The organism is Bacteroidota bacterium, from assembly GCA_030017895.1.
Lineage (GTDB): Bacteria > Bacteroidota > Ignavibacteria > UBA10030 > BY39 > JASEGV01.
In genome coordinates this window covers 1-1,307 of sequence record JASEGV010000148.1, presented here as the reverse complement: position 1 = coordinate 1,307, position 1,307 = coordinate 1, and the positions used below count along the sequence as shown (strand labels likewise).

At 39.7% G+C, this 1,307-nt stretch carries 1 protein-coding gene; it reads right to left on the bottom strand.

The features are described from left to right. Positions 1-191: 191 nt before the first annotated feature. Complete coding sequence (locus tag QME58_14375) at positions 192-1,262, bottom strand: IS5 family transposase (GenBank protein ID MDI6804998.1); 1,071 nt, start codon at positions 1,260-1,262, stop codon at positions 192-194. Positions 1,263-1,307: the final 45 nt, after the last annotated feature.

Here is a 1,307-nt window from a genome sequence, read left to right as displayed (position 1 = left end):
GGGCAGTTCCAAAAATTCAAATATAAGTTTAGTGTTATAGATTTTATCGTCGTGTACCATGTTTATGGTGCGTTTGGTGATTGGTTACATTGTTAGTTATGTGCTGATGATTTCTGATGTATGAAATTGTTTCCTTGAAGATTGATTTTTGTGTTAATTTCTTTTCTCTTTTGTTGACATCATCTGATTTTTCACGACAGGGCACACTTCACCCTCAACATTTGTATTCCGAGTTGTATGGCTCTGCTGATATTGTAGGCTAAGTTGGTAAGCCCGATGACGACTCTTGCTCTCAGTATGCCTATCGAGCGCATGGAGCTTCCGTTCATGCTGTTTTCAATGTGTCCGAAGATGTGTTCGATGCGTGCGCGTATTTTTGATTTTCCTCTGTTGTTTTCTTTTTGTGTTTCGGTGAGTGGTGTATTGCGATAACCTTTTTCATGCACCCGGTTGATCATCTTTTTTTCTTCGATAGTTGCTTCTTGGTTTTCTCCGGTGTAAGCGCTATCGGCATACAGGGGTTGACCTTTGTCTTTTTCATCCAACAATTTTTCTAATGTTTGGGAATCGTGTACGCTGGCATCGGTTACGGTATAGCTCTCTATCAATTTGCTTTTTGTGTCGGCTTTAATGTGGTTTTTGTAGCCGTAGTAGTTTACTCCGTTTTTCTTTGTCCAACGGGCATCGGTATCCTTATGACTGAGTTTGTGTGCGTTGTTCTTCCAGTCATTCGGTATTTGCCCTTCTTTGATTTGTGTGTTCTCTTCACGGCTATTGCGCTGGCGGGGCACTTCATGAAAACTGGCATCCACCATCTTCCCTTCATCAACGATTAATCCTTGCGATTCTAATATGGTGTAAAAGCACTCAAAGAGTTTTTTCTCGTTGTCATTGTGTTTTAATTTTTCTTTGAATGTCCATATCGTGTTCGTATCAGGTACTCTGTCGCTTATATTTAAACCCAGAAATCGTTTGAAGGTGGCTCTGTCGTTGATTTGAAACTCCATCTGTTCATCGGAAAGATTGTAGAGCCGCTGCAGTATCAGGATCTTGAGCATCATCACATAGTCATACGGCTTGGCACCTGCATTACTTTTGCGGTCGTTGTTTTGATAGATGGTGTTGAGATCATCCCTGAATACTTCGAAATCTATTCTCTTGATGAGTCTCTCTAACGGGTCGTTGAGTTTGCTCAATTTGTCTAATTGGTCAAATTCATCAAACAATCCGCGTGGTGGATTTTTTTTGCTTTGCATATTCATATTATTTTCTGTTGATTCATTCATTTTCTTAAATATACAAAAAAA